Genomic DNA, 25,165 nt, shown 5'->3' on the forward strand with positions numbered 1-25,165 from the left:
CTATACTAATGGCTATTTTTACAACTTTAAAACCAAAAAAATGAAAAAACTACTAATTCTATGCTGCGCCTTTGCAACTGCTGTAGCATGTAAAGAAGAACCTAAAGATTATGTAACCTTATCGGGCACAATTACCAATAAAAACAGCGACTCTTTAGTGGTTAGAACCAGAGGCTTCTCGAAAGCTATTCAAGTTAACCAAGACGGTACTTTTAAAGATACCCTAAAAGTTGAAACCGGTCTTTATTTCCTGTACGACGGAAGCGAATCTACTTCGGTATTCTTAAAAAACGGATTTGATCTAAACCTAACCTTAGACACAAAAGCCTTTGACGAAACTGTGAAATATACGGGAACGGGATCCGAACACAGTAATTTTTTAGCTGAAAAAGCATTGCTTCAAGAAAATTTACTGAACATGGAAGAACTGACTAAACTGGACAAAGCGGGTTTAGAAACCAAACTGGATAATATAAAAACAGAATTAACTAGATTTTACGAAGCTAATTCTCATGTGGATACCTCAATAATCAACAAAGGGAAAAACGAGATAGAACCCATGCTTAATTTCTATAAGCAATACATAGGCGAATCTATTGCCTTAAAAGAAGAATTGCCAAAAGGATCGCCCTCGCCGGTATTTAATGATTTTGAAAACTTCGACGGCACAACAACCTCACTTTCAGACTTAAAAGGAAAATACGTATATGTTGATGTTTGGGCAACTTGGTGCGGCCCCTGTAAAGCCGAAATCCCGTCTTTAAAGGCCCTGGAAAAAGAATACCATGGGAAAAACATCGAATTTGTTAGCCTATCGATTGATGACGATAGAAGTCATGGTGGTTCGTGGGATAAGGCCAGAGAAAACTGGAAAGCCATGGTAACCGATAAAGAACTGGGCGGCATTCAATTATTTGCACCAAAAGGCTGGCAAACGCAGTTTGTACAAGATTATAAAATTAAAGGCATTCCAAGGTTTTTATTGATAGACCCCAACGGAAATGTGGTAACACCAGATGCCCCAAGACCATCAAGCGCATCTATTAAAGAATTATTTACTGAATTAAATATTTAATTTATTCCATAAAATTAAAATAAAAGAGGCTGTCTAAAAAGTCGATTTCTACTCTAAATGTTACATTGAGCGCAGTATAAATGCTTTGGTTTTCAAAACATTAAAGCTTCGACTCCGCTCAGTTTGACACAGGATAATCACTTTTTAGAGAGCCTCTTTTTATTGCCCATAAAGGTTTTGCACAACCTTTAATTACGGGTTAATATCCTATAATTTTTAGGTTTCGCACAGGCACTTGCAATTATGAGTGGATTAGAACGTAGTAGAACCTGCCGTAATTGTGATTATACATTGTTAGTAAACGGTGTTTTTTTAGATGGTAAATTCAGTTCTGCTAATATTTTATTCAATTCATTCAGCGAATCTTTGTCAATCAATTCCGTATTTATTTTCAACTCATTTTGTTCAGTTTTCAGTGTGTAATCTCCTGCAAACTTTTTAATCCAATTTATTTCTTCAAGAATTATTTTTTTCCCAAATCCATAAAGTCCGTTTTTTTGGATTGTTCCGTTTTCGATAGTGAGATATTGATATGTTAAATCATACAAATAGTGTCCCAAATATAAAATTCCTATTATTAAATATCCGTAATCAGTCCAACGAAGATCTTCATCGGTCACAATACTTAAAATACCGAGTATAAGCCATACCATGCCAAATATTAAATTTATACGTAATCTTTTCTTTTTAAATTTTATTTTCATTTCTATGATTGCTGTTTTTCCTTTTGCTAACTATTTTTTTCTTCTTTTTTATCTTGTTCTTGTTGTTCGGGTTGTTTAAACAAATCAATAAAAGCATCGCCCAAATAATCGATAACACGACTCGCAATTAAGCTATGGTAACCAAAATCTTCTACTGCAATATCGGCAGATCTACCATGTAAATACACACCAAAAACACTTGCTATCAACGGGTTATAACCTTGAGCAATCAATCCTGTTATAATTCCCGTTAGCACATCGCCGCTTCCTGCGGTGGCCAACCCTGGATTGCCTGTAGAGTTAACATACAGCTTGTCTTGAAACACTGTAATGGTATTTGCTCCTTTTATAACCACAATAACATGGTGTTTGTTAGAAAAAGCCTTTACTTTTTTTAATTTATCGAAATCGTCTTTCCAATTACCAATTAATCGCTCTAACTCTTTTGGATGCGGCGTTAAAACAGTTAATTTTGGCAATAATTTTAATAAGGCTTTCTTTTTAGACAGGATGTTAATACCATCGGCATCTATAACCAATGGTGTTATGTTTACTTTTAAAAACGCTTCAAAAGCATTTACAGTTTTGGCTTTTGTACCTATGCCCACCCCAAAACCAATAACTGTGGGTTCTATTTTAAAATCGATTTTAGAAATTAGTGCTTCATTAGTATCAGTTATAACCATGGCTTCAGGAAAAGACGATTGTAAAACAGTATATCCACATTTAGGCACGTAAGCACTTATTAAACCTGCACCTACAGAAAGTGCAGCTCTACTGGCTAAGGTTACCGCACCAATTTTGCCGTAGCTACCACCAATAATAAGCGCATGCCCAAAATGGCCTTTATGCGAAAATTTATCTCTTGGTATGTACATGGGCAGTACCTCGTGTTTTCCTATTAATTCAACTTCGGTTTCTGTGGTGTATAAAAATTCCTTGTCCAAGCCAATATCCAACACTTCCCATTGTACAGTATATTTTGCTGTTTGCGGTAAAAAGAATACCAGTTTTGGCGAAGCAAAACTTAATGTGTATCCCGCCCAAACTACTGCATCTTCATCTTCGGGTGTTTTTTCAGTATTTAAACCCGAAGGAATATCGATAGACAAGGTATAGGCTTTAGCACTCTTAAAATGTACAAATAAGGCTTTTATCCAAGCATCAACAGGTCGGTTTAGCCCAATACCAAATACCGCATCAACTATAATATCGTTGTGGTGTATTTTAGGAAAATCTCCTTTACAGCTCAATAACGTTGGCCAGTTTTTAGTTACGTTTTTAATTCTATCATAATTAACCAAAAAATCTTTCGAACGTTTATCGCTGCAATTCACCACATAGGTTTTAACATTATAGCCATGTGTTACCAAATGGCGCGCAACAACCAATCCATCGCCCCCATTATTACCAATGCCACAAAATACGTGTATGGGCACTTGGGCGCCTTGCATGCGGGCGTGCATCCAATTAAAAATTTGGGTTCCGGCACGCTCCATTAAATCGGTCGATGTTATGTTTTGCCGTTGGGCTGTTAGTTTGTCGCCACTGTAAACTTGTGCTTTAGAAAATATTTTCATCGGGTATGCTATTGTTTTTTTGTATAAATGACTTATTTGGCTGTTATTGTTTTTTTAATCATTATCTGGTTTTCTATATTATTTTAATGAAAAACAGAAACTAGATAAGAATACTATAAAAAAAATCAATTTGTTTTTTTATTGATTTAAAAATAATACTTTTGGTTTGTTTTAAATATGAAAAATGATTCATTTAAACCAAAATACAACAAATACCCGTCCTTATTTTATAGCAATAATAGGTTATACTTTTATTGCAATTACCCCTACTTTTACCCTTTGGGGTTTCTAATTATAATATCTCCGGGCTAACTTTGTAATTATTATAATTACATTTTCTTAAACAATTTATTAAATATACAAATTCATTAAAAAATGAAGGTTTTAAAATTTGGAGGAACATCTATAGGTTCTGCAAAAAATATAGATAAAGTAATACACATTTTAGATAATTATTCAAAAGAAGATGCTCTAATATGTGTGGTTTCGGCTGTTGGTGGTATTACCGATAAATTACTGCTTGCCGGTAAACAAGCACAAAACAAAGACAGTACTTTTTTAGATACATTTAATACAATTAAAGCCATTCATTTTGAAATTATAAATGAACTGAATCCAGATAACAACAAATCTATTATTAATTCTATTGAAAATCGGCTAAACGATCTTAAAAATTTACTTGATGGCATTTATTTGATTAATGAACTATCGCCCAAAACATCAGATAAATTGGTTAGTTTTGGTGAGTCTTTATCGTCTTTCATTATTGCTGAAACTATAAAAAACAGAAGCTTATCGGTTGCACTTAAAAATTCACAAGAATTAATAATTACCAATTCTGATTTTACAAAGGCCGAAGTTAATTTTAATATAACAAATAGTAACATTACAGATTATTTTAAATCGGCCACACAGCAAATTACCATTCTACCTGGTTTTGTAGCCAACTCTACCATGGGCGAGCAAACCACACTTGGTCGTGGCGGGTCCGATTTTACCGCAGCCATTGTAGCAGCAGCATTACAGGTTAAACAATTAGAAATCTGGACCGATGTAAGCGGCATGTTTACCACCAACCCAAAACTGGTAAAACAAGCCTACCCCATTAAAGAAATCTCGTATCAAGAAGCTATGGAGCTATCGCATTTTGGCGCCAAAGTTTTATACCCACCAACGGTACAACCGGTATTGGATTTAAACATTCCCATTCACATAAAAAACACTTTAAAACCCGAAGCAGCCGGCACCATTATTTCCAACAACGCCACAAGCGCAGCATTTCCGGTAAAAGGCATTAGCAACATAAGCAATGTAGCACTGTTAACGCTTGAAGGCAGTGGCATGATTGGTATTCCGGGGTTTTCAAAACGCTTGTTCGAAACTTTGGCTCAAGAAAAAATAAACATTATTTTAATTACCCAAGCCTCATCAGAACATTCCATTTGCTTAGGGCTAGATGAAAACAATAGCGAAGCGGCAAAAACAGCTATCGACAAAGCATTTGAAAATGAAATTGCGCTCCATAAAATAGACCCTATTACTGTTGAAACAGGGCTATCCATCGTCGCTTTGGTTGGCGATAACATGAAAAACCACCAAGGCATTAGCGGTAAAATGTTTAGCACCTTGGGCAAAAACAATATTAATATTAGAGCTATTGCGCAAGGGGCTTCAGAAAAAAACATCTCAGCTGTAATAGACAAAAAAGACATAAAAAAGGCTTTAAACACCTTGCACGAGAAATTTTTTGAAACTCAAATAAAACAACTCAATGTGTTTATAACCGGTGTTGGCAATGTGGGAGAACGCTTGGTAGAACAAATAAAGCAACAAAAAAAATACTTAAACGAAAACTTAAAAATAAATGTGCGCATTATTGGCTTGTCCAATTCCAGAACCATGATTTTTAACGAACACGGCATCGATTTAAACACCTGGAAAGCCCAACTATCCGCAGGCAGAAAAGCAAGTTTAGAAGGCTTTTTCGAAAACACAAAAGCTTTAAACCTACGCAATAGCATTTTTGTAGATATTACTGCAAACCAAGCAGTTGCAAATTTATACCCCAACTATTTGCGCCAAAGTATTGGTGTTGTAGCTTGCAATAAAATTGCCTGCTCTAGCGATTACGAAAACTATAGGCTGTTAAAACGCCTATCGCTTAAATACAATGCTCCGTTTTTATTTGAAACCAATGTTGGCGCAGGTTTACCAATTATAGACACTTTAAATAACCTTATAGCTTCGGGCGATAAAATCACATCGATACAAGCGGTTTTATCGGGGAGCTTAAATTTTGTTTTCAACAATTTCAATGATACCACAAAATTCCACGATGTGGTAAAACAAGCTCAAGAAGAAGGCTATACCGAGCCCGACCCAAGAATAGATTTAAGTGGTGTGGATGTAGCACGAAAAATTTTAATTCTGGCAAGAGAAAGTGGTTTTGAAATGAATTTAGAAGATATTGAAAACAATCCCTTCTTATCAGAATCTGGTTTAAAAAGTGATACGGTTGATGATTTTTACCAAACCTTAATTAAAGATGAAGCACATTACCAACAACTATTTGCTTGCGCGAAAGCGAACCATTGCCAATTAAAATATGTGGCACAGTTTAACAACGGAAAAGCACGGGTTGGCTTGCAAGAAATACCCGAAGGCCACCCGTTTTACAACTTAGAAGGCAAAGACAATATTGTTATGTTTTACACCCAGCGCTACCCAGAACAACCCATGATTATTAAAGGTGCCGGTGCTGGCGCCGATGTTACGGCATCTGGTATTTTCTCTGATATAATTAAAATTGGAAACGATTAAAAAGAATAAAGAAAAGAGAACAAACTCAGTTTTAAATCAATCAATTATCTCTTCTCAATTTTCTTATTTCTATAAAATATGAACGAAATAAAAATATTTTCGCCGGCAACAGTTGCCAATGTTTCTTGTGGCTTCGATGTACTAGGGTTTTGCTTAGATACAGTTGGAGACGAAATGGTAATAAGGAAAACCGACAAAAAAGGTGTTTTTGTAACCAAAGCCGAAGGCTTTAATTTACCCTTGGAAACCGAGCTAAACGTAGCTGGGGTTTCGGCACTAGCTATGTACAATGCCTTAAAACCAGATTGCGGTTTCGAAATTGAAATCTATAAAAACATAAAACCAGGTAGCGGTATAGGCAGTAGTGCAGCAAGTGCAGTTGGTAGTGTTTTTGGCATGAACCAACTTTTAGGCAACCCCTGTAACAAAACACAGCTTACGGCATTTGCCATTAAAGGCGAAGCTTTAGCCAGTAAATGCGAGCATGCCGATAATTTGGCACCAGCGCTTTTTGGTGGTTTTACCTTGGTAAAAAGCATATCGCCACTTGAGATTTTACAAATTCCAACACCAAATAACCTATATGCTACCATTATACATCCGCAGATTGAAATAAAAACCGTTGAAGCCAGAGCCATATTGCCCAAACAAGTACCGCTGGAGGATGCCATAACGCAATGGAGCAATTTTGGCAGTTTAATACATGGATTACACACCAACGATTACCAACTTATAAAAAGGGCGTTGCACGATGTTATTATAGAACCACACCGCAGCCAATTAATTCCGTACTTTAAAGAAGTAAAACAAACCGCTTTACAACATGGTGCTTTAGGTTGTGGGATTTCTGGTTCTGGGCCATCAGTTTTTTCTTTAACTGAAGGACTGGAACAAGCTAAAAATGTAGAAGCGGCCATTAAAAAAGTATATTCAAAAACAAACATAGAATTCGATGTTTTTGTATCAAAAATCAACACCGAGGGTGTAAAGATTATTGGATAAATTAAAATTTACGAACAACTAATAAACAGATTCCCGACTTAGCAGGAATTACATACAATGAACTACTACTCACTAAACAAAAAAGCAGAAAACGCATCGTTTAAAGATGCTGTTATTAAAGGGTTGGCACCAGATAAAGGCCTGTACTTTCCTGAAAGCATAACACCATTGCCATCATCGTTTTTTGATAATATTGATAATTTATCGCATACCGAAATTGCTTTTGAAGCGATTAAGCAATTTGTATCGCCCGAAATACCCAACGATATTTTAAAAACAATTGTCGAGGACACCTTGAATTTTAATTTCCCTGTGGTGCAACTTAACAACACCATTTCTACATTAGAATTGTTCCATGGCCCCACTATGGCCTTTAAAGATGTTGGCGCGCGTTTTATGGCACGCTGTTTAGGTTATTTCAATAAAGATAATAACGAGGAAGTTACCGTTTTGGTTGCCACTTCTGGCGATACCGGTGGTGCCGTGGCCAATGGTTTTTTAGGTGTAAAAGGGGTTAATGTAGTAATTCTTTACCCTAGCGGAAAAGTAAGCGATATTCAAGAAAAACAACTTACAACTTTAGGTAAAAACATTACAGCATTAGAGGTTAATGGCACTTTTGATGATTGCCAAGCCATGGTAAAAACCGCATTTTTAGATGAAGAACTAACAAGCCAAATGCAGTTAACCTCTGCCAACTCCATTAACGTAGCACGTTGGCTACCTCAGCTCTTTTATTTTATGTTTGCTTACAAACAGTTGCACAATAAATACGAAGAGATTGTTTTTTCTGTACCTAGCGGTAACTTTGGCAACGTCTGTGCCGGTATGATGGCACAGCAATTAGGTTTGCCCATTAAGCACTTTATAGCATCTAATAACGAAAACAATGTGGTTACCCGCTATTTGCAAACCCAAGAGTACACCACCAAACCATCGGTGCAAACCATAAGCAACGCAATGGATGTTGGCGACCCCAGTAACTTTATCCGTATTCAAGAAATTTATAAAAATGCGTTTAATACGTTAAAAGACAACCTGTCGTCGTATAGTTTTTCAGATGCAATTACCAAAGAAGCCATGTTAGAGATTTATAACAATTACAACTATGTGGCAGATCCGCACGGTGCTGTTGGCTATTTGGGCTGCAAAGCGTATTTAAAAGACCATCCAAATACACATTGCGTGTTTTTAGAAACTGCACATCCCACCAAGTTTTTAGATGTTGTTGAAGATGTTGTTAAAGTAAAGCAACCTTTGCCTCCTCAAATCAAAGCGGTTATGGGCAAAGAGAAAGTATCGGTTAAAATTTCAACTTATAGCGATTTAAAAGCGTTTTTATTAAAAATTACCTGAAACCAAATAGCCTTGGGCAAACCCGATAGTTATAGAGACGGGATTCTTGGGAATAGCTTCCGGTGCTTGCGGACAAAGAAATAGGTCGTTTGAAAAAGTTAATTTATACTTTAAATATCACTCCCGAATCTTCAGGAGGGCGTAGAAAAAATGCTTTGGTATGCAAGACATTAAAATTTCGACTGCACTCAGTTTGATACTGGATAATCAATTTTCAAACAGCCTCTTTCTTTTAGATTAAAAAAACAGCGGTTAAACACTTAATTTGAAAAGGTTTAAATAAATTTACATTAGTAACAAAGCTACTTCAAATTCTTCAAAATAAAATCTACTGTTTTATTGGTATTGCTGTTTTCTGCATAGGCATCGGTAATATATTTTGCAGGTACAGCCAGCCCTTTATCTATAAACAATTGTATTTCCTTGGTATATTCTAAACTTACTTTACCCGTTAGCAACAAGTTTAAATCGTTACCAGAACGGTAATAATCGTAAACCTTTTTAAGTCCGGTTAAATACAGGTAATCTTTTGTAAAACCGCCACCTCTGTGAGCCCTAACACTTATATAATAAGCGGTTTCCCTGTCTAAATCATATTGGTTATGCAACAAACTAAAGGTTTTGGAAAACGAGTAGCCTTTGGCCAAACTATTTACCGCAATAACACGATAAGCCAGTTCTTTTAAACGTGTAACCGTTAAATTATCGCTCATATATTCTGCAAAAACCGCTAAGCCTTCTTGGGTTTCTTCGTTGTTTGGAAACCCATGCGAAAATATTTTTAACGGGTGCAACAAACCATTCATGGTGGTTACCATGTGCACTCCAATTTCGTGGTTGGTAAGTACGGCAATTTCGTTATCGGAATACAGATGATTGGAATTGAGCACCAAACTTTTTTCATGGTTTGATACCATGGCTATAGCCGAAATTTTGTCGGATTGCTTTATGTGGTAACTAAAATCGTATTGTTTGGAGTAGGTTTTAAAAAAAGACTCGGCTTCCTTGGCGTTGTATTTTGGTACAAATGCTGGCGAATCTTTATCGGTATCTTTAAAATGAAGTATGTATTTTGCGTTTTCTACATCGATTTCTGTAGGGGTACCAAAACAATGCAAGCTGTTGTAATAGAATTTTTTACCGTTACCAATGGTTTCTATGCATTGAATTAAGCCAGAATAAGTATAGATTATATCTTCGTAGAAGTTTTTAATCTCGTTATTTTCAATACATTCTATTTTTTGAGTGAATAATTTTCGATGCAGTTTAAACTTATCGAAGTTTATTTCGGGGTATTTAAAAACGGGTTCGATTAAGTATTTAGATGAGAAGAAACGTGTTTTTTCTGCTTCAATATTTGTTGGGTTTACCAAACTAAGCAACTCTATTTGTTTTACAAGTGCATCAATACTTTTATCGATATCCAATAGCGAATTGCTTGTTACGGTGTTGTGGGTCTTCATATAAATTTCTAATCATTTAAAGCTATGGTAAGTTTGCATAGCGTGTTCCGGAAGGCGTTTATTAAGTTGGGTTTCAATAGCATATAGGACTTCCGGATATATAATATAATCTTGCTCATTGCAATATACCTTGGCTATTTCGGTTGCCAAAACTAAGGTATTCTTAAAATTATTGGTTATGTATTTTAAAAAATAACCGTTGCCTTGAAAGGTATCGTTAATTTTTGAAGTCGATTTTATAGCGTTTGGAAATTTAATTTCAAACAAACTTTGTCGCCAACCCTCAATCGCATCGCCAAAGCGCTTGTTATCGATGTTCAAGGTTCCTAAGTTCCAGGTTGGCACATCCCTATCCCAGCGTTTCCAATTGTAACTGTGCATATCGTAAACGGTGCAAAATCCGAATTTAGATTCTAAAACAGCAATTAAAGTATGTACCATTTTATAGAAATTGGTGTGCTTTTTTAAGCTTTTGTCTTTCATTTTTTCCGAAATCGGTTCGTGCCAAAGTTGCTTTCCCCAAGCGGTATCGAAAACCGCATCTTTTGGTGCACGGTTTAAATCGTACTCAAAACGCGAGTCGCAACCCGCAATAACAATGGGATGCGATTTCACCATGTTTTTAGTTTCTGGGTCTTCTTCGTACCAACGCTCGTATTCGGTATGTATGCAATTATCCCAAAGTTCTTTTCTAAATTGATGCCCGTCGTGAATCGCCGCACAAGCATAAGGTACATATTTATCGATTTTTATGGTAAACGAATAATCTGAAGATACGGCTTCAAAAGTTTCCTCGTTACTAATTTTACTAATTATATCTTTTATTGAAAGTTTTTGCATGATTTATTCTTTAACCAAGCTCCCCCATTCCGTCCACGAACCATCGTAAACCGACATGTTTTTATACCCTGAAATTTCAGCGCCCAAAGCCAAGACACAAGCTGTAATGCCAGAGCCGCATGAAAAAATAATATCATCATCTTTATTTATAATTTTTGAAAAAATGGTTTTCAATTCCTCTTTTGGTTTTAGTAAACCGTCATCATTTAAAAGATTTTTAAAAGGAATATTCTTTGAATTTGGAATGTTTCCCATTCGCAATCCTGCTCTGGGTTCAGCTTCTAAACAATTAAATCGAGCGGCAGAGCGTGCATCGATTATGTTATGGGTTTTGCTTTTTGAAGCTTTTACAACATCATTAAAAAACTGCATGAATTTGGGTTGAAGCTGTGCGACAAAATTACCAGTTTTTCCAGAGTAATTTTTCATGGTTTCTATTGGGAAACCTGCTTTTAACCATGCTGGAAAGCCGCCATTTAAAACTGCCACATTATTATAGCCAAAAGCTTTAAACAACCACCAAACGCGGGCGCTGGAATAAATACCTTTATCATCTGTAATTACAATAGCACTATTGGTATTAATGCCTAAATTTCTGGCTTCTTTTTGAAATTGTTCTGCCGAAGGAAAGGCATTTGGAAACGAATTGGACACATCGCTAAACTTATTTTTTATATCGAAATAGCGTGCCTTTGGGATTTGTTTTTGTGAAGCGTCAAACGGTTTATTGATGGTCCCGTCTAATACAACAAGATTTTCGGCATTCAAATTATTATGAAGCCATTCCGCTGAAACCGTTGGAGATGTTAAGTTTACATAAGAACTCATTTGCTAAATTCTAATTGGTTATAAGATGTCTCAATCGTGCCTCATTTCGGCATGACAAAACAATATGTTTTTTACTAATAATTATTAATTGATTAAGCATCTTGTACCGTTTTTCGCAATCGGGTACGCCTATCGAAAGCTTGGAGTTTATCGATAACTTTCATTTCAAGAAAATCGACCACCTTCTCCTCTATTTTGGTTTTAAGTTTATACACTTTGTTAATGTAGGTTATCCCGCCCGGAGACATTACATTTACCTCGACCAATTTTCCGCCAATAACATCAATACCCACAAAATACAAGCCATCGTTAACTAATTTAGGGCCAATTTGTTTGCAAAGGGCTTTTTCTGCTTTGGTTAAGGTATGGCGCTGCACGCTTCCGCCAGCCGAAACATTGGAGCGGTGATCTTCGTTTCCAGGAACCCGTTTCATGGCTCCAACGGGCTCTCCATTTAGCATTAAAATACGTATGTCTCCAGCATCGGCACCTTCAATATAATCTTGAAGGATTACGTAATTTGAAGTGCCGTCGCCACTGCTGCTAATATAAAAATCAAGCAAAGAGTTAATATTGCTCATCGCCGATTTTTCTATAAGTATTACACCCGAGCCACCAAAGCCGTTAAGTGGTTTCAAAATCATTTTGTCGGCCTTAGATTCTTTAATCTGCCTTATTAAATAGTTTTTACTTTTTGATACGTGTGTTGCCGGAATTATGTTGCTGTGTGCATCGCCAAAGGCAGCGGTATATAATTTGTTGTTGGCTTCTCGCATACCTTGAAGCGAGTTCATAATAAACACATCGTCTTTAACCGAGTCTAAAAAGTTTAGCATAATGGGATCCAACGGTGGATTTGCACGAAAAAAGATAACATCGAAACCCGCAAGTGGCAGCATCTCTTCGCGTAATTGGGCTTTGTTATAAAACGATTTTAGGGACGAAGGGGTTTTATCCATCTTGTTAATAACCGTGCAACTGGCATTGGTAACACTATTTCTAATGGTTAAATTTGCCGGTGTGCACATAGCAACCCCATGTTTACGTTTTACGCATTCTTTAATTAAAGCCAGTGTAGTATCGTTTTCTGGGTCTATATCTTCCCATGGGTACATTATAAAGCAAACGTTCATTTTTTGTTTTTTTGATGGATTATAAAATTAGTAATTATTTTTTAGTTTCCGGTTAGGGTTTTTAAAAGTAAAACTGCAATTTAAAAAGCATAAATACACTAAAATTTTAACCTAAAGTGTAATATTGCCAAATAAACTTAAAAAAAAACGATGTGATTATCTTTAGGGTAACATAATTGGTTTGTAACCCTGAGCTAGTTTCGGGCCAACATTCAGCAAATATCTGCCTGACAAATAATAATGAGATACTGAAACAAGTCCAGCATGACCTTACGCTAAATTATTACTAATTACGTATATACATTTACCATAAAACAAAACCTAGATTAAGCAGCTTTTTTTTATTGAGGACAACAGAAAACGTAATTCCGATCATCAATCATTTTATAATTCATTTGGCATAACACTTATTTTACTACTTTTACCGTCTATTTATAAAAAGCAACTAAAACATGTCCACAGCAAAAAAAGAGTACAAGCGCATTACCGTTAAAACCTTGGTTGATATGAAGGCCAATGGCGAAAAAATATCGATGCTAACAGCCTACGATTATACCATGGCAAAAATTGTTGATGGTGCAGGTATCGATGTGATTCTGGTTGGCGATTCGGCTAGCAATGTTATGGCTGGCCACGAAACCACATTGCCCATAACCCTGGACCAAATGATTTATCATGCATCGTCTGTAATTAGAGCGATAGACAGGTGTTTAGTGGTTGTAGATTTACCTTTTGGAAGTTACCAAAGCGACCCTAAAGAAGCACTGCGTTCTGCTATAAGAATTATGAAAGAAAGTGGTGCTCACTCGGTAAAACTAGAAGGTGGCAAAGAAATAAAAGACTCTATAAAACGTATATTAAATGCGGGAATACCAGTAATGGGACATTTGGGATTGACCCCACAATCTATATATAAATTTGGCACTTATACCGTTAGGGCCAAAGAAGAGCAAGAAGCCGAACAACTTATTGCAGATGCCAAAATGCTTGAAAAAATTGGCTGTTTTGCTATTGTTCTAGAAAAAATTCCTGCTGCTTTGGCCAAACAAGTTGCTGATAGTGTGAGCATTCCCATAATTGGCATTGGCGCCGGAAATGGTGTTGATGGGCAGGTTTTAGTGTTGCACGATATGCTGGGAATGACGCATGAGTTTAATCCGCGTTTTTTACGCCGTTACATGAATTTATACGAAGATATGACATCGGCTATTTCGCAATATGTCGATGATGTAAAAACACAGGATTTCCCGAATGAAAGTGAGCAATATTAGTTTAGACTTCTTAGATTTTTAGACAAGTTTGATTTTTAGATAAATTATTTATTTAAATTTAAACTCTTTAGTTCTAAATTAACTAGCAGTTCTAACTCGTCTAAGTCAAGTCTAACAATCTAATTAATCTAAAAAAATGCATCGATTTAAAGAGTTAGAAATTTGGAAAAGAAGTAGATTATTTTGTTCTGAAATTTATAGTTTAACATCAAAATTTCCTGAATCTGAAAAATTCGGTTTAACCAATCAATTACGAAGAGCTTCAGTTTCTATACCTTCAAATATTGCTGAAGGCTCTTCAAGACAATCAAATAAAGACTTTTCTAGATTTCTTCAAATAACTTTAGGTTCAGCTTACGAAATTGAGACACAGCTATTAATAGCGAATGATTTAAACTTTATAACTAATTCAGAATTAGAAGATGCAATTTCAGAATTACAAGAAATCATTAAAATGGTTTCTAAATTCAAATCAACACTAAAATTCTAAACATCTAACTTGTCTAAAACTCTAAGAATGTCTAAAATATTGTCTTACAAATCAAACCTTATTGTGCTTTATGAGGACAACCACATCATCATTGTAAATAAACGCGTGGGCGATATTGTACAGGGCGATAAAACAGGCGACAAACCATTAAGCGATGTTGTAAAAGCTTATATAAAAAACAAATACAACAAACCCGGAAATGTATATTTAGGTACGGTGCACCGGTTAGACCGACCCACTTCGGGTTTGGTTATTTTTGCGAAAACAAGTAAGGTTTTACCAAGGCTTAACAAGTTATTTGTTTCAAAAGATATTAGCAAAACCTATTGGGCCATTGTTAAAAACGAACCTCAAAAAACAGAAGGCACGCTTGTTAATTGGCTAAAAAAAAATCCTAAAAACAATAAATCTTACGCACATAATAAAGAAATAACCGATAGCAAAAAGGCGATTCTGCATTATAAAACCATAAAGAAACTCGATAATTATTTTTTGCTGGAAATTAATTTAGAAACCGGAAGGCACCACCAAATTCGCTGTCAGTTATCAAGTATCGGATGCCCTATTAAAGGCGATTTAAAATACGGTTTCGACAGAAGCAACAAAGATGCGGGCATTCATTTACATGCTCGGGAAATTAAGTTTGTACATCCGGTTTCAAATAAGCACATTCACGTTATCGCACCATTGCCAAAAGATCCTATTTGGGAGGCTTGCTAAACTTAATTTAATATCTTTATTAAAAAAATGTAACATAATTAACGTGAGTTCGATTTAAAATTTTTATAATTATATACTTTAGTTTGTTGTTTTTCAGCTGTTTGTCATTTCGACAGAGCGAGGAAAGAGCGACGAGAAATCTCATTCAATAGAGATTCCTCCTCATTCTTCGTCTGAATGACATAATTTTAACTTTGTAAATTTACAACCTACTGATTATGAACTATAATTATATCGAACTCACGTTAATTAGTTTGCCACCCTGAACTTGTTTCAGGGCCTTATTCAGCAAATAGCTAGATGTTAAATAATAATGAGATGCTGAAACAAGTTCAGCTTGACATTATTCTATGATTATTATTAATTACGGATATATAATTAAAAATTATTTTGAACACGATTCCAGAAATAATTTCAGCTCAAAAAGCCTATTTTAGAGCACAAAAAACCAAAGACATTGCTTTACGAACAACTTTGCTTAAAAGGCTAAAACAAGAGATTATTAATCGCGAAAAAGACATTTTTAATGCCTTATATAAAGATTTTAAAAAACCATTTTTCGAAGCTTTTTTAAGTGAAAACGCATTGGTTATTGCCGAAATTAATCTGGCCATAAAACACCTAAAAACATGGAGTAAACCAGAGCGGGTAAAATCGTCTATATTATTATTTCCGTCCAAAGATTATATTTACAAATCACCTTACGGCACCGTGCTTATTATTGCCCCGTGGAACTACCCGTTCCAACTCGCCATAAACCCATTAATAATGGCCATTGCGGCAGGTAATACCGTGGTTTTAAAACCTAGCGAGCTTACAGCAAACACCTCGCAATTATTAGCCAATATTATAGAAGATATTTTCCCAAAAGAAATGGCTACGGTGGTACAGGGCGATGTAGAGGTTTCAACCAAGCTCTTAAAAGAGCATTGGGATTATATTTTTTTTACCGGCAGTGTTACGGTTGGAAAAATAGTGGCACAGGCGGCCGCAAAACACCTAACACCGGTAACTTTGGAATTGGGCGGGAAATCGCCTTGTATTATCGACGATACATCAGATTTAAAACTAACGGCAAAACGTTTGGTTTGGGGCAAATTCTTCAATGGCGGACAAACCTGTATTGCGCCAGATTATTTGATTGTAAAAGCTTCAATAAAAAATAAATTAACAGGCCATTTGAAGCGTGAAATTACAAACGCTTACGGTAATGCTAAAAATTCTAAAGACTATCCTAGAATCATCAATCTTAAAAATTTTAAAAGATTGGCACTACTATTAAAACATGCAAATATTGTTTTTGGTGGCGACTTTAATGAAAAAGAATTATACATCGGCCCCACGCTTATTGATGAACCGGATTTAGATAGCGCCGTTATGAAAGATGAAATTTTCGGACCTATTTTACCCATACTTTCTTATGAAACCGAAAGCGATATTGAATCTATAATATGGCATTTTGAAAAACCGTTGTCGCTTTACGTGTTTTCAAAAAACAAACATTTTATTGAAAATACCATTGAGAAATTCAGTTTTGGTGGTGGAGCAATCAACGATACTTTAATACATTACGGCAATGCCAATTTGCCCTTTGGCGGCGTTGGTAAAAGTGGTATTGGCGCATACCACGGCAAATATGGTTTCGATACCTTTTCGCATAAAAAAGCGATTGTAAAACGTGGCACGTGGTTTGATCCGCCACTTAGGTACGCACCGTATAGCAAAGGCAAATTAAAGCTGATTAAAACTATGTTTAAGTGGTTTAATTAAAACGTTGGATAGTTTAAGGTTAGTGTTACACCTTCGTTTGGTTTGGAATGCAGCTCTAATGTTGCATTAATCAAAGCGGCTCTACTTTGCATATTTATTAAGCCAGAGCCTTTTTTAACGGTAGCCATATCGAAACCTTTACCATCATCAGAAGCTGTAATGGTTATTATTTTGGGTTGATATTCTAAAATTATCTTTAGGTTTTTAGCATCAGAATATTTTACCGAATTGGACAAAAACTCTTGTAAAATTCTAAAGATGATGATTTCGTGCTGCCTATTTTCAAAATCTACTTTATCGCCTTTAATAAGCAATTCGGCACTGGTAAATTTCATCTTTTTTAAACGATTCAACTCGTTGCTAATCGATTTTTCAAATCCGATGTTTAAAACCACTTCGTTATTTAAGGTTTTTGAAAGCGAGCGGACTTCTTTCAAACTTTCCTTTAGGGCATCTGTGGTGTCTTTAAACTTATCTTTTACATCATCGGCAACCTGGGCTTTTAAAATACTTAATTGCATGCTCGCAAATGCTAATAGTTGTCCCACATTATCGTGCAGTTCCCAGCCAATATTTTTCAGGGTTTGTTCTTGGCTTTCGGTTTGTGCCAAGGCTATTTCTTTTTCAAAAGCTTGCTGTTGCTTAATACGATCTAAAAGCAATTTGTTTTTTCGTTTTTGAAACACCACAAAAAACACGACAACCAATGCGGTAATAATGACTAAAACCATAATCATGTACACCAGCAAATAGCGTTCGGCCGCGGTAGAAACGGGTTGGGTCTGTGCTAAAAAAACAGTTAAACAGTTACTCATTTTTAGATTCTGGTTTACAATAGATTAATGCAAAGGTAAAGGTTGAGTACATAAATATATTGGCGAATAAATAGATTTGCCATTTTAAGAAAATAAAATTCCAATCGCCGCTGGTATGATATAAATCATAAAACACCAAAGGCGTGATAATGAGCCACCAAATAAATATGGCGAAACTAATGTAAAAATTAATGGATTTATAAAAGGTTAATATCTTGTCGCTTTGCAGAACCTCGATAAAATAAAACACCGAACATAAAAACACAATAATGGCTCCCAAAATACTTATAATGGGGAAAAATGTATTAAAAAAGGCATCCCAATTTATAGCAATATATACTACTGAGAACAAGAAAAAAGCATACCCACTAATCTTAACAATATCTTTAAACGGTTTTGTTTTTAAGATTTTTGAGTAGTAAAAAACAAAAAAAAGTATGGCTCCAACTTTCCAAAAAAATGTATACCACCAATGATTTGTTTCAATAACAGTTCCTTTTAAAAAATTTAGAAATTCACCGTCATCAACATAACCTTTGTAGTTAGTACCAATAAAATCAAAAATCGTTAAATACACTAAAAACCAAATAAAATATTTAACCTCGGTTGTATAATGTTTTTTATATAAAAACACACCTGTTAAAGCCGCTATGGCTTCAAACAGGTGTGTTAATATGGTATAATTATTTAATAAAAAATCTTTCATTTACTAGTTAGGAGGATAACCTCCGCCTCCACTTCCATGATTCAAAGGCTCACATTCCTCGCAGTCCTCCTCATCGTCTTGAAAAGTAAATGGGCTCATACTAGCTTCTGATGTTGAATTTTTAATGGTTGGTACCATAAACAAGGTCGTTTTACCCGTATTCGGATAGGCTCCCAAATATACTCTAAGCCCATTCAGATCATGCCCATTTTCTTTAGCAATATGCTCAGAATAATCTAAGTAATTCCTAATATCTTCTATAGTCCACCAAAACGACCTGTCATCGTTTTCAAACTTCATGCTTGCCCCTTTGCTAAATTTACCAGTGTTCTTCGCTGTCCAAGCATCATTTAATCCTTTTGCTTTGTCTTGGGTAATAACACCAGAAGGCTTATAAAACGTTTCGCTTGATGATTGTTCTGATGGTTTCGCTTCATCTTTAGAGCAACTGTAACTGAGCATACATACATACATACATACATACACTAAATTTTAATACATTTTTTAATTTTTTCATGAATATAATTTTAAAGTTCTTCCAAATATAACAATAAAATTAATCGTACAAAGAAATATTTTTTCTAGTTAGGATAACCAGAACCGCCGCCACCATTTCCTCCTTCATTCAAAGGCTCACATTCCTCGCAGTCCTCTTCATCTTCATCTTGAAAAGCAAACGGGTTCATACTGGCTTTGTCTTTAGCCTTTTTTACCGTTGGCACAACAAACATGGTGGTTAAATTTCTTTTGGTTCGGCCTGCGTTTTCACCATAAACGCCCAAATACACACGAAGCCCCGTTATGGTATACCCCAAACTATCGGTTTGTTTTTTTGAGTAGGCTATGTAGTTTTCAATATTTTTTATAGACCACCATGTTGAACGGTCATCAATTTCCCGTCCTTGTCTAGCTGCTGCAGAATCTACTGCTGCTTTTCTATATTTAGTCCAATTGTTATTTAACGCCATAGCTTGATCTGGAGTAATAACACCTTTGGGTTTTACAATTTCTGTTGCGCCATCATCAATTTGTCTTGGACAATAATAATACGTAGCTAAGGCGCCAATAATAATTCCTAAAATAATGTAGCTTAATTTTTTCATCTTTTAATTTGGTTTTTTAGTTAATAATAGCTGGTCTAAAATAGTAAAAAGTTTTAATTAACTTTAAATTATCTTTCCATAAAACCTAAACCTTTACAAAATCATAAAGGAAAACCAAGCATATCGCCCATGCCTACTGTAAATAACCAACAGCCGTAAATGGCATGCTCAATAGAAACCAAAAGTGTGGACTTTGTTTTGTTATAGGTTACTGCGAACAATAACCCGCCAAAAAAAGTTAATACCAATACCAAAGGATTCTTAAAAAACAAATGCCCTAAAGAAAACATAATTGCATTTATAAACAAGAAAAGGTTTTTATTTTTAAGCGCCCCGCTATATCGCTTAAAATAAAAAGTTCTGTAAACAAGTTCTTGCGGATACACTGAAAAAACGCTGTAAATAATTAGAATTAAAAACCATAATATTGGTTTATTTAATAATACGCTAAAAAGGGCTTCTTTATTGGTAAACCAAACAAAAAGCGTTGTAACCATGGCAATACCTAAAAACTTAACAAGTGTTTGCTTAAAAAACAGTTTCCAATTTAGGTTTTTAGAGATTTGGATTTTTTCCTTTTCAACTTTCAACAACACAAAAACAATGTAAATAAAACCGGTAAACCCAATGATTAGTTTAAGCCACGGCGAATAGCTCAAAGCAAAACTTATGGGCACCAAAATAAAAATGATAAAAAACTCAAAACTTTTATATAAACCCGATTGCATATTAAACGTTAATTGCTGTGGTGTGCTTTACTTCGTTAATTACAAACATACTATGCGTACTGCCAATATGGTTGATGGTGGTTAGTTTTTTTACCATAAACTCCCTAAAGGCTGCCATGTCCTTTACCAATACTTTTAATAGGTAGTCGTAATCGCCACTTACGTGGTAACATTCCAGCACTTCGGTTAGGCGGTTGACTTCCTTTTCAAAACTAACTACAAAATCTTGACTGTGCTTTTCCAGTTTTATATGGCAATAGGCTATAAACCCCTTATCGATTTTTTCTTTGTTTACCAACGCAACATAGTTGTTGATGTATCCATTTTTTTCGAGTTTTTTAATACGCTCGTAAACCGCCGTAACCGATAAGTTTAATTTATTTGAAAGCGCTTTATTAGTTTGCTTGCTATCTTCTTGCAGATAGAATAAGAGTTTTTTGTCTGTATCATCAAAAACCATGGTTGAAAAATTTTCATAAAGATAGTTTATAATCGAATACTTTTAAAACTAAAATCTATTGTTATTAAATTAATTAGATTTATTTTCTTAATAAAGTAACACATATTGTTTTATAATCTAAAAATATTGATTTTTGTATAAATACATAAAATGAAATACCATGGCTTTTAAACCCGCAAACAACATTCAGGACCTACAGTATTTTGGTGAATTTGGAGGTGTTAATCCTTCAATATCCGATGCTTCAACTTATACCTTTTTATCGGCAAAAACCATGTTTGACACCTTTGAAGGTAACGCCGATGGTTGTTATTTATATTCGCGCCACTCATCACCTTCAAACCTCTATTTGGGTGAAGCTTTAGCAGCCATGGAAGGCACCGAAACCGCCAATGTTACAGCCTCGGGCATGGGCGCCATTACACCGGTTTTATTGCAACTTTGCGGTGCTGGCGACCACATTGTCTCTAGCCGAACCATTTATGGCGGTACCTATGCTTTTTTAAAAAACTTTGCACCGCGCTTTAATGTTGAAACATCGTTTGTCGATATAACAAAATTAGACAGTGTTGAAGCGGCCATTACAAAAAACACCAAGGTTTTGTATTGCGAATCGGTTAGCAACCCGCTTTTGGAAGTTGCCAACATTAAAGAGCTGGCAAAACTTGCTAAAAAACACAATTTAAAATTAGTGGTCGATAATACGTTTTCGCCATTATCCATTTCCCCGGCCATTTTAGGCGCCGATGTGGTTATACATAGTTTAACAAAGTTTATTAACGGATCGAGCGATACCGTTGGCGGTGTGGTTTGTGGCACTCAAGAATTTATAAACAATTTGCGCAATGTAAACAACGGTGCCTGCATGCTTTTAGGCGCAACTATGGATAGTTTGCGAGCAGCATCAGTGTTGAAGAATTTAAGAACCTTGCATATTCGCATGCAACAGCATAGTGAAAATGCTTTGTATTTAGCTGAAAAATTTGAAGCTGATGGTTTAAAAACGGTTTATCCGGGATTAAAATCGCATCCTTCTCATGAATTGTTCAAATCGATGATGAATGAAAAATACGGATTTGGAGGTATGCTAACCATTGATGTAGGTGCTTTGGAAAAAGCCAACGAACTTATGGAACTGATGCAAAACAGAAACTTAGGCTATTTGGCTGTTAGCCTTGGGTTTTATAAAACCCTGTTTTCTGCCCCGGGAAGCTCCACTTCATCAGAAATCCCTGAAGACGAACAAAAAGAAATGGGTTTAAGCGATGGATTGATTCGGTTTTCCATTGGATTGGATGCCGATATTGAGCGGACCTACAAACAGATGCACCAATGCATGAAAACCTTGGATATTATTTAAGCAAAAACCCTTTAGAATTCTTTAAAAAAAAGGTTGCTTTAAAAAGTTAATTGCACCAAACACTTTAAAGGCATAGTAGTATGCGCTATTTAAGTGTTTAGTGCAATATAAATAACCTTCTTGCTTTAAAACCTAACCGATATTTTACCTCTTAAAAAGAACGGGGTCCCGGGTGTAAAATGAATTTCTTCAACCGCATCGGGCTCATTAAACAATCTACTTTCGGTTGCAAATTGGGTTTCGTTCCACTCGCTATCGAATAAATTTTCAACAATCAAACCAAACGTCCAGTTTTTATGGTTATAGTTCAAATTAAAATCGGTTATAAAATAGCCATCTGCCACAATGGAATTATCCTCATTTGCTGGACGATCTTTAATAAACCTATAACTTAATCCGCCAGAAAAATTACCCAAATCCCTAAAACTTAAACCACCGGAAGAGGTTAAGTCTGGTGCCAACGGAATGTAATCTTGTCCGCTAGGGTCATCACTACTTCTGGCATAGGTATAATTAACATCGGTATTAAAAAACAAGCCATCTGTTAATTGGTAACGCAGGCCAAAATCTACACCATAGCGTTTTGTTTTTCCGCTGGGTTCCACAATTCCGGCATCGCCAACATACACAAATTCTTGTTGTAAAAACAAGCTCCACAGTGCTGCATTAATAACCAAACGGTCAATGGGTTTCATAATTACACCAAGATCGGCACCAAAAGCGGTTGGCAAAATTTTCTTGCCGTTATTGGCGGTAACTACTCTGGTATCGTTGGAGTGGTAACCTAAACCGGTTTTTGCAAACACCTGCAATTTTGGAGATGCTGCGTAAATAAAATTCAATTTTGGGCTAACCAAAAATTTATTTTCACTTTTATTATCGTAGGCAGCTGTTAGTAAATTTTCGTAATCGAAATTAAAATAGTCTAAGCGCAAGCCCGGGTTTAGTGTCCATTTATTTTTTTTGTAGGTTAAATGCGCATAAGTAAATCCGTTTAACTCATCAATATTCCCGTAAGCCAATCGTTCTAAAATGGTTTGCCTGTTTAATGTTCTTGATAATTGCACATCGTTAACATCATCGTACCTAAAACCAACACCTAGCTCGTATTTTAACTGGGCATCGTGGTCTTTTAAATGAAGCGAATGCTCGTAAGCTGTTTTTGCACCTATTATGGTTCGGTCTTCTTTTTGATGGATTTGATCGCCATTTACAGGATCTTCTAAAAAGAAGGTAAAGTTTGAAAACAATTCGAAATCGTATTTTGAAAGGTAAGCCGATGATTTTATTGAGGAATGCTCGTCCAGTTCTTTGGTATGATTGATCCAAAAATTGCTTCGGCTGGTGTTGCCGCCCTCGGTATCGTCTATAGCCCCAAAACGACTAATCAATCCGCTTTCAACAGCACGTACCGGAATTTGCCCAGAGGCATCCCACTTGCTTTGAAAATGTGAAATAGCCATGTTAAATTCTTGGTCTTTATAATTATTGAAATTATAGCGCCCCATAACATTGATACGGTTAAAATTTTGCGGCGACTCGAAAACACCATCAGACAGCATAAGCTCTGATGCTAGGTACGCCTTACTGTGTTCCTCATCGACAATCTTAAGCATACTCAACGCACGCAATGTACCGTATTGGCCCGCTTCAACCGAAACGATATTATCATCAATGGTTTTTTTGGTATTAATATCTACGTAACCCGCCGTATTAAAATTGCCTTTGTTGGCATAATAAGCCCCTTTTGCAAAATCGATATTATCAATGGTTTCGGGTATTATAAAGTGCATATCGGCATAGCCTTGGCCGTGGGCATGCGACACCATATTTACCGGCATACCATCTACATCTATGGCGATATCTGTTCCGTGATCAATATCAAAACCCCGTAAAAATATCTGTTCTGCTTTACCGCCGCCAGCATGCTGACCGATAATCAATCCCGGGATTTTCCTGAGGATTTCCTGCGATGATTTTACGGGACTTGTTTTTAAATCAACATTAACAAAATTACTTAATACGTTTACTTTTGAAACGATTAAAACCTGATCTAAAGAAGCCGATGAAATTTTTAACGTGATATTGATTTCGCTATCTAAATGTTTTTCAACAATAACGAGCTCCTGGTTTTCGTAACCTAATTGATAAAAGTAGATGATGTCGTTTATCGAAATATCGTCTAACTCAAAATAACCAGAAACGTTGGTATAGGTATATGCGCCCGTGGTTTTGTTGTAAACACCAACGCCTTGCAAGGGTTTATTGTTATCTTCAGATACAACAATACCGCTTAATTCGTGAGCTTTTACGCTGCTAAAAACAGCAAAAAGCATATATAAAAGTATATGTTTTTTCATTTTATGGTTTTTGTAATTGCGCACTACCCAAACACCAGATTAGGCAAAATTTGCGCAATTGTTTATTAAAAAAAAAGTGAATTGTGTTTAAACACCGCTTGTCTTTATTGAAAAACTTTATCAATTTGTTTTTTAAGACAGTTGTACATTTAATTGCTTTGGAGGGATTTTTATTTTTCTGTAAAAAAGATCTTTTACTTTTTCTTTATAGGAATCGATAACTGTGGTTGATTTTGTGGCAACTAATTTTTGAGCCTGATGTTTTGAATTATGATAATGTTTATCGATGATATTATCAACAAGATTTGGCATGTTAGAGTTTTTTGAATGCTGGCCAGTTACAGACAAACCATCTAATAAATCTAGTATATTATGCTTGTGATATCTGGTTTTTGACTTCTTGAATTTATAATTTAGGTTTTCATTTTGGTTGTGCGATAATACATTATCGGGCATTTCCAAAGCATGCGAGATACCGTGCAATACATATTTAATCTCTTTGTGCAAAGGCATAAACACATATATAACGCTTATGGCTATAGCGGTAAATTTTATAATATGTGCTTTTAGTTTTTTCAAGT

At 35.5% G+C, this 25,165-nt stretch carries 23 protein-coding genes; 9 read left to right on the top strand and 14 right to left on the bottom strand.

Features of this window, described 5'->3' with window-relative positions; all coding sequences use genetic code 11:
- Nucleotides 1–40: 40 nt before the first annotated feature.
- Nucleotides 41–1,075 carry a TlpA family protein disulfide reductase gene (locus ACFSQS_RS03525; protein ID WP_388014181.1) on the top strand — a complete coding sequence of 345 codons (1,035 nt, stop codon included), beginning with the start codon at nucleotides 41–43 and terminating at the stop codon, nucleotides 1,073–1,075.
- A gap of 284 nt (nucleotides 1,076–1,359) precedes the next feature.
- Here ACFSQS_RS03525 and ACFSQS_RS03530 read toward each other — a convergent pair whose 3' ends face one another.
- Both ACFSQS_RS03530 and ACFSQS_RS03535 read right to left on the bottom strand, forming a co-directional pair.
- Complete coding sequence (locus tag ACFSQS_RS03530; RefSeq protein WP_388014184.1) at nucleotides 1,360–1,779, bottom strand: hypothetical protein; 420 nt, start codon at nucleotides 1,777–1,779, stop codon at nucleotides 1,360–1,362.
- Between the two features lie 26 nt (nucleotides 1,780–1,805).
- Entirely contained in the window at nucleotides 1,806–3,359 is a 1,554-nt protein-coding gene (locus ACFSQS_RS03535) for an NAD(P)H-hydrate dehydratase (protein WP_388014187.1), read from the bottom strand.
- Between the two features lie 375 nt (nucleotides 3,360–3,734).
- Between ACFSQS_RS03535 and thrA the strand changes: the two genes are divergently transcribed.
- The 3 genes from thrA to thrC all read left to right on the top strand — a co-directional run bounded on the left by thrA (nucleotide 3,735) and on the right by thrC (nucleotide 8,537).
- Complete coding sequence (gene thrA, locus ACFSQS_RS03540) at nucleotides 3,735–6,179, top strand: bifunctional aspartate kinase/homoserine dehydrogenase I (RefSeq protein ID WP_388014190.1); 2,445 nt, start codon at nucleotides 3,735–3,737, stop codon at nucleotides 6,177–6,179.
- 78 nt (nucleotides 6,180–6,257) lie between these two features.
- Entirely contained in the window at nucleotides 6,258–7,181 is a 924-nt protein-coding gene (locus tag ACFSQS_RS03545) for a homoserine kinase (RefSeq protein WP_388014193.1), read from the top strand.
- Between the two features lie 57 nt (nucleotides 7,182–7,238).
- Entirely contained in the window at nucleotides 7,239–8,537 is a 1,299-nt protein-coding gene (gene thrC / locus ACFSQS_RS03550) for a threonine synthase (RefSeq protein ID WP_388014196.1), read from the top strand.
- A gap of 302 nt (nucleotides 8,538–8,839) precedes the next feature.
- On the opposite strand, the gene ACFSQS_RS03555 is transcribed toward thrC, so the two are convergent.
- The 4 genes from ACFSQS_RS03555 to gshB form a co-directional block, all read right to left on the bottom strand.
- The gene (locus ACFSQS_RS03555; protein WP_388014199.1) at nucleotides 8,840–10,000 is read right to left on the bottom strand and encodes a flavohemoglobin expression-modulating QEGLA motif protein; all 1,161 of its coding nucleotides are present in this window, start codon (nucleotides 9,998–10,000) and stop codon (nucleotides 8,840–8,842) included.
- A 12-nt stretch (nucleotides 10,001–10,012) separates the two neighbouring features.
- Nucleotides 10,013–10,840, bottom strand: a complete 828-nt coding sequence (locus tag ACFSQS_RS03560; protein WP_388014202.1) for an N-formylglutamate amidohydrolase — start codon at nucleotides 10,838–10,840, stop codon at nucleotides 10,013–10,015.
- 3 nt (nucleotides 10,841–10,843) lie between these two features.
- The gene (locus tag ACFSQS_RS03565) at nucleotides 10,844–11,668 is read right to left on the bottom strand and encodes a sulfurtransferase (RefSeq protein ID WP_388014205.1); all 825 of its coding nucleotides are present in this window, start codon (nucleotides 11,666–11,668) and stop codon (nucleotides 10,844–10,846) included.
- Nucleotides 11,669–11,760: 92 nt separating this feature from the next.
- The gene (gshB, locus tag ACFSQS_RS03570) at nucleotides 11,761–12,801 is read right to left on the bottom strand and encodes a glutathione synthase (protein WP_388014208.1); all 1,041 of its coding nucleotides are present in this window, start codon (nucleotides 12,799–12,801) and stop codon (nucleotides 11,761–11,763) included.
- Nucleotides 12,802–13,253: 452 nt separating this feature from the next.
- Between gshB and panB the strand changes: the two genes are divergently transcribed.
- The 4 genes from panB to ACFSQS_RS03590 all read left to right on the top strand — a co-directional run bounded on the left by panB (nucleotide 13,254) and on the right by ACFSQS_RS03590 (nucleotide 17,052).
- Entirely contained in the window at nucleotides 13,254–14,072 is an 819-nt protein-coding gene (panB, locus tag ACFSQS_RS03575; protein ID WP_388014211.1) for a 3-methyl-2-oxobutanoate hydroxymethyltransferase, read from the top strand.
- A gap of 136 nt (nucleotides 14,073–14,208) precedes the next feature.
- A complete protein-coding gene (locus tag ACFSQS_RS03580) occupies nucleotides 14,209–14,562 on the top strand; it encodes a four helix bundle protein (RefSeq protein ID WP_388014214.1) in 354 nt (117 codons plus the stop codon).
- Nucleotides 14,563–14,589: 27 nt separating this feature from the next.
- Nucleotides 14,590–15,282 (top strand): RluA family pseudouridine synthase, encoded by a 693-nt coding sequence (locus ACFSQS_RS03585; protein WP_388014217.1) that lies wholly within the window; start codon nucleotides 14,590–14,592, stop codon nucleotides 15,280–15,282.
- A gap of 399 nt (nucleotides 15,283–15,681) precedes the next feature.
- Nucleotides 15,682–17,052, top strand: coding sequence for an aldehyde dehydrogenase (locus ACFSQS_RS03590; RefSeq protein ID WP_388015109.1), 1,371 nt, complete (start codon nucleotides 15,682–15,684; stop codon nucleotides 17,050–17,052).
- Here the strand turns inward: ACFSQS_RS03590 and ACFSQS_RS03595 are convergent.
- The 6 genes from ACFSQS_RS03595 to ACFSQS_RS03620 form a co-directional block, all read right to left on the bottom strand.
- Complete coding sequence (locus ACFSQS_RS03595; protein WP_388014220.1) at nucleotides 17,049–17,867, bottom strand: sensor histidine kinase; 819 nt, start codon at nucleotides 17,865–17,867, stop codon at nucleotides 17,049–17,051. The two genes, ACFSQS_RS03590 and ACFSQS_RS03595, sit on opposite strands and share 4 nt — an antisense overlap.
- A complete protein-coding gene (locus ACFSQS_RS03600; protein ID WP_388014223.1) occupies nucleotides 17,860–18,573 on the bottom strand; it encodes a hypothetical protein in 714 nt (237 codons plus the stop codon). Before ACFSQS_RS03600 ends, ACFSQS_RS03595 begins: the two co-directional genes overlap by 8 nt.
- Before the next feature lie 3 nt (nucleotides 18,574–18,576).
- Nucleotides 18,577–19,035 (bottom strand): hypothetical protein, encoded by a 459-nt coding sequence (locus ACFSQS_RS03605; RefSeq protein ID WP_388014226.1) that lies wholly within the window; start codon nucleotides 19,033–19,035, stop codon nucleotides 18,577–18,579.
- A 119-nt stretch (nucleotides 19,036–19,154) separates the two neighbouring features.
- On the bottom strand, nucleotides 19,155–19,676 hold the full coding sequence (locus ACFSQS_RS03610) for a hypothetical protein (protein ID WP_388014229.1): 522 nt from the start codon (nucleotides 19,674–19,676) through the stop codon (nucleotides 19,155–19,157).
- Between the two features lie 101 nt (nucleotides 19,677–19,777).
- On the bottom strand, nucleotides 19,778–20,404 hold the full coding sequence (locus tag ACFSQS_RS03615; protein WP_388014232.1) for a CPBP family glutamic-type intramembrane protease: 627 nt from the start codon (nucleotides 20,402–20,404) through the stop codon (nucleotides 19,778–19,780).
- A 1-nt stretch (nucleotide 20,405) separates the two neighbouring features.
- The gene (locus ACFSQS_RS03620) at nucleotides 20,406–20,864 is read right to left on the bottom strand and encodes an Lrp/AsnC family transcriptional regulator (RefSeq protein ID WP_388014235.1); all 459 of its coding nucleotides are present in this window, start codon (nucleotides 20,862–20,864) and stop codon (nucleotides 20,406–20,408) included.
- 160 nt (nucleotides 20,865–21,024) lie between these two features.
- Between ACFSQS_RS03620 and ACFSQS_RS03625 the strand changes: the two genes are divergently transcribed.
- The gene (locus ACFSQS_RS03625) at nucleotides 21,025–22,224 is read left to right on the top strand and encodes an aminotransferase class I/II-fold pyridoxal phosphate-dependent enzyme (protein WP_388014238.1); all 1,200 of its coding nucleotides are present in this window, start codon (nucleotides 21,025–21,027) and stop codon (nucleotides 22,222–22,224) included.
- A 125-nt stretch (nucleotides 22,225–22,349) separates the two neighbouring features.
- Here the strand turns inward: ACFSQS_RS03625 and ACFSQS_RS03630 are convergent, their stop codons facing one another.
- Nucleotides 22,350–24,584 (bottom strand): TonB-dependent receptor, encoded by a 2,235-nt coding sequence (locus tag ACFSQS_RS03630; RefSeq protein ID WP_388014241.1) that lies wholly within the window; start codon nucleotides 24,582–24,584, stop codon nucleotides 22,350–22,352.
- 132 nt (nucleotides 24,585–24,716) lie between these two features.
- Complete coding sequence (locus ACFSQS_RS03635; protein ID WP_388014244.1) at nucleotides 24,717–25,163, bottom strand: hypothetical protein; 447 nt, start codon at nucleotides 25,161–25,163, stop codon at nucleotides 24,717–24,719.
- Nucleotides 25,164–25,165: the final 2 nt, after the last annotated feature.

It is taken from the genome of Gelatiniphilus marinus (assembly GCF_042684345.1).
GTDB lineage: Bacteria > Bacteroidota > Bacteroidia > Flavobacteriales > Flavobacteriaceae > Gelatiniphilus > Gelatiniphilus marinus.